The 4,767-nt window shown below is 46.9% G+C and carries 2 protein-coding genes; one reads left to right on the top strand and one right to left on the bottom strand.

Going from position 1 to position 4,767, the window contains the following annotated elements; translation table 11 throughout:
* Positions 1-4,071: DUF4347 domain-containing protein (locus QUA53_RS28610; protein WP_333101033.1), on the bottom strand; the 4,071-nt coding region annotated here is incomplete at its 3' end.
* Between the two features lie 231 nt (positions 4,072-4,302).
* Between QUA53_RS28610 and QUA53_RS29410 the strand changes: the two genes are divergently transcribed.
* The gene (locus QUA53_RS29410; RefSeq protein ID WP_445305253.1) at positions 4,303-4,596 is read left to right on the top strand and encodes a hypothetical protein; all 294 of its coding nucleotides are present in this window, start codon (positions 4,303-4,305) and stop codon (positions 4,594-4,596) included.
* The last annotated feature ends 171 nt before the right edge of the window (positions 4,597-4,767 follow it).

Here is a 4,767-nt window from a genome sequence, read left to right as displayed (position 1 = left end):
ACCGCCGCTCGGTTCTGCTACAGTGCCGCCACCGCCGCTCGGTTCTGCTACAGTGCCGCCACCGCCGCTCGGTTCTGCTACAGTGCCGCCACCGCCGCTCGGTTCTGGCGCTACATCGTTATCCGTAATCGCCACTGTCACCCCTGGAACCACAACCCCATTATACTTAGCATCACCCTCGCTCACACTATGAGTGATATTACCGCTGTGCGCGCCTTCGACAACTGCATCGTCAACAGCTTTCACCGTAACGGTTTTAGCGACATTCCAATTATCCGCAGTGAAAGTCACAGGGGCGATCGCCTCTATCTCATTACCTGTTGTGAGAGTGATAGTTACAGGGGCGATCGGCTGCGATGTTAATTTGATGTCATAACTGCCATCCGCGCCGCCTTCTGTAGCAGTTGTTTGCGTGGGAGAAATGCTGACACCTGCTGTGTCGTTGTCGGTAATCGCTACACTGACATCCTGAATTGTTGTGCCGCTATACTTAGTGTCGGTACTGGTAATAGTGTGAGCGATCGTGCCCGTGTGCGTGCCTTCGGCTTTGCTATCGTCGGTAGCGGTGACTGTGACTGTTTTGGCAGCATTCCAGTTAGTGCTGTCAAAGATAACAGGGGCGATCGCATTTATTTCACTTCCGGCATTAAAGTTAATGGTAACAGGGGCGATCGGCTGCGATATTAATTTGAGATCGTAACTGCCCGCGGCCGCGCCTTCTGTAGCAGTTGTTTGCGTGGGAGAAATGCTCACACCTGCTGTGTCGTTGTCGGTAATAGCTACATTTACATCCTGAATAGCCGTGCCGCTATACTTAGTGTCGGTACTGGTAACAGTGTGAGCGATCGTGCTGCTGTGCGTGCCTTCGGCTTTGCTATCGTCGGTAGCGGTGACTGTGACTGTTTGGGGAACATTCCAGTTACTGCTGTCAAAGATAACAGGCGCGATCGCATTTATTTCACTTGGGGCATTAAAGTTAATGGTAACAGGGGCGATCGGCTCGGACGTTAACTCGATCGCATAACTGCCCGTCGCGCCGCCTTCTGTAGCAGTTGTTGCCGTGGGAGTAATAGAAATACCAGCCGTATCATCGTCCTTATTGCTGAGGCTAACATCCGCTACATCTAGGTTGTTGTAAATCGGATCTGTACTAACAGTAACCGCCGTGAGAATCTTGTAGCCAATATCGCCGTCAGCAATGCTATCGTTAAGCCCTGTTACTGTCACCGGCTGCGGTGTATTCCAGGTAGCCGTAGTGAAAGTTAAGCTATTAGTCGAAACAGTTCCCTCGGCAAGATTATCTGTGTTCAAGCCGATAGTCACATCAGCAGTCGGCTGAGTATTTAGAACCACAGTAAAGTTAGCAGGAGTGCCATCTTCACCAGTAGTTAATCCCGCCGTCGGATTCACCGTAATTCCCGGAGTTTCATTGTCACTGTTGGTGACGGTGACATCTTCAGGATCGAGGTTATTGTAATTAACATCGGTACTCACAGCCGCAGCCGTGACAATTTTGTAAGGTAGAGGGCCATCAGCTACCAAATCGTCAACACCATTCACCGTTATTGGTTGCGGTTGATCGTAGTTAGCCGTAGTGAAAGTTAAGCTCTCCGTTGAAACTGTTCCTTCTGCAACATTGTCACTCCTCAAACCGATGGTAACGTCAGCAGTTGGTGCAGCGTTTAATTTGACTGTAAATTCTGCCTTACCGCCAGCTTCGGTTGTTGATATTGCCTTTGGAGTGACAGTGATGCCGGCAGCGTCATCATTTTTGATAGTAGCCGTAGCGGTAGCCGTCGCAATAGTCGGTGCGCCACCCGGTGAAACTGAATTTGATAAAGTAATGGCAACAGTTTCATCCGGTTCTATATTGCCATCTCCCAACAGATCCAAAGTAATAGTTTTGGATGTTTCACCCTCGGCAAAACTGATTTTACCAGTGGCAGCAGTTGCCCCAGAAGTGCCGCCGATATTGTTGTAATCAGTGCCGTTTGTCGCAGTGCCGATAATAGCATAATCTACGGTACTCCAAAGTTCTGTGCTACCGCTGCGAGTAATAGTAAATGTGGCAGGATTAGCGCCGGAATTCCCTTCGGTCACGGTGGGATTCTCGGCGATAATTGAGTAAGAACTCTTCCTATCCAATATTGACAATTTAACTTGACTCGTAGCGCCAGCAACACCGCCTGTAATCGCACCCAAATTGAGAACTAACTGTTCGTTACTGTCAACGATGTTGTCAGCCTTGATGGTAACTGCCACAGTTTGAGTGAGTGCAGCACCTGTCGCCCCGGCAGGGAAAGTAACAGTAGTAGGTGAAATTGTGTAATCAGCATCTTGAGTAGCTGTGCTACTGGGGTCGAGGACAATTGGTACAACTACATCGGTGAGGGGTGTGCCGCCCAGAGTAAGAGTGACATTAATTACTGTGTCGGTAGCGTCTTCATTAACAGGGATGATGTTGCTGTATTTGGAAGTGTCAAAATTTACCGTATTCGGTGTATTTAGCAGTACAGAAACGTTGTCTGAACCGCTGTTCGCTACGGCCAAATCCGGGAGAGTGTCAGCATTAAAGTTGCCTGCAATAATGGAATTTGGATCGGTGCCCGCAGTAAAGTTAATGGGTGTACTAAAACCGCCATTGCCGTTGCCTACTAAAATTGATGCGCCGCTGGTTCCTGTTACTGCTAAGTCAAGTCTGCCATCTCCGCTAAAGTCTTTCACCACAATGCCGTTAAGCCCTGCCCCTGCGTTAACAGTAGTGGCCGGGCCAAAGCCACCAGTGCCATTTCCCAATAGAATTGACACACTGTTAGAACCGCCGTTAGCTGTGGCTAAGTCGAGGAAATTGTCTCCGTTAAAGTCCCCAGTGGCGATCGAATTTGGAGTTGGCACACCCCCAAAATTAGTAGCTGCACCAAATCCGCCCGTACCATTTCCTAACAGAATTGAGACATTATTAGAGAAGCTGTTGGCAACGGCTAAGTCAGGTAAACTGTCAGCATTAAAGTTGCCTACAACAACGGAACCAGGAATGGAACCAACATTGAAATTAGTGGCAGCCCCAAAGTAACCAGCACCATTTCCCAACAAAATTGAGACACTACCAGAAGCACCTTGAGGGTTAGCGTTTACCACCGCCAAATCGAGGAAAGTGTCCGCGTTAAAGTTTCCGACAGCTATTGAAAGGGGAGTATTACCCACATTGAAATCATTGCCTACATAGAAGCCACCCGTACCATTTGCTAACAGAATTGAGATATTACTATTACTACTATTTGCTACGGCTAAGTCGGGGAAATTGTCATCGTTAAATAATCCCGATGTGACGGAAACGGGACCTAAACCTACGGCAAAGTTGGTAGCTGTGCCAAAACCCCCTGTGCCATTCCCTAACAAAATTGAAACGTTGTCGTCATTCAGATTTGTCACTACCAAGTCTGGGAAGGTATCAGCGTTGAAATCCCCTACATTAATACCTTTGGGACTTGTACCCACGCCAAAATTTGTAGCTGCACCAAAACTATTCAAAACATACTCGTAACCCGCTAACACTTCGGGTTCAAATACCAGCGGCGTTTTTATTTTCCCGGTGCTCACTTCCAGTTCCCAGTCCCCGCCTTTTGCTACACTTCCGGTGAGGTTTTGGGAAGCTGCAACAAAGGCCCCGGTTAACTCACTCAAGCGTTTGACAAATGCTTTACCTGTCTCGCCTGCTGCTACACAGCACCCGTAGAGGAGGATATTAGGTCGATTTTTGCTCCTTGAGTCGGTTTGTGGCGAAAACCACTGCTGTAGATCCTGCCGATCGCACTCTATATCATCTAAACTCAAGTTACCGTCGCCGAGTTGCAAGCTGCCCGGAGCACCGTGAGAAACTATGTGAAGGCTGTCAATATTTGTCCGAAGAGCTAAAATTTGAGTAATTTGGTCGATCGCATCCCGGTTCCCATCCAAAACGACTACTTCCGTACCCGGTTTTACCCCAGCAATCAGACTTTGATAATTTTCTACTTGAGTGTCAATAAAGGCGATCGCACTTGAAGAAACTTGAATATTTAAATTTGGCATACTGCACCTACTAATAGCTAAAAAAAGACAATGATTCCCCTGTTTCGCGACTTGCATCGGAAACACTTTCTCAAGGTTGTAGTAACAATAACTGTTTTTTGAAACAATCTATGTAAATTTTTCTTTATAAACCCCTATTTAATTAAAGTTTTGATAAAGTTGGGAAATTTTATTAAGTAGTATTACGGATGAGCCAGTGCAAGATTGCAAATGTAAAACAAAAACACTTGAATAGCAAGTATCATTATACTTAAGTATTTTAGTTTCCCTGGCGAGTATGGGCAGGAGAATGTAGGAGTAGAGGCTTGGAGGTTTAGTAGCAGAGTTAAAGAGAATTGTAGAAGACGCTGTGCGATCGCATCTGGGCCGATTTCTTTTGATGTAATTGTGGAAGCATCTGGATTAGAAGCGGGAACAGTTTCTAGTATACTTTTGCACTGGGAATTGTTGGGATTAGTTTCTATGAGACAGGGGTTCTTAACCCCTGTCATACTCTCGAAGTCACGAGTTTATCGGAATGTCTGAATCTGTGCCAGACACCCGAAATCGCTCTCAAATCAATCCGAAATTAGCAGCACTAATACTGCTAGCAGAAACACCACTGAGAGAAGCTAAAACTTCCCCTGTTTGTGCCAACCGGATTAAAGTTGCACCGCTATCTTGAGCAATCGCCAATTGCGAGAAACTCAACCCGTT

It is taken from the genome of Microcoleus sp. Pol12B3 (genome assembly GCF_036701355.1).
Classification (GTDB): Bacteria; Cyanobacteriota; Cyanobacteriia; order Cyanobacteriales; family Microcoleaceae; genus Microcoleus.
The sequence above is the reverse complement of the archived record's forward strand: the minus strand, read 5'-3'. Positions and strand labels throughout refer to the sequence as shown.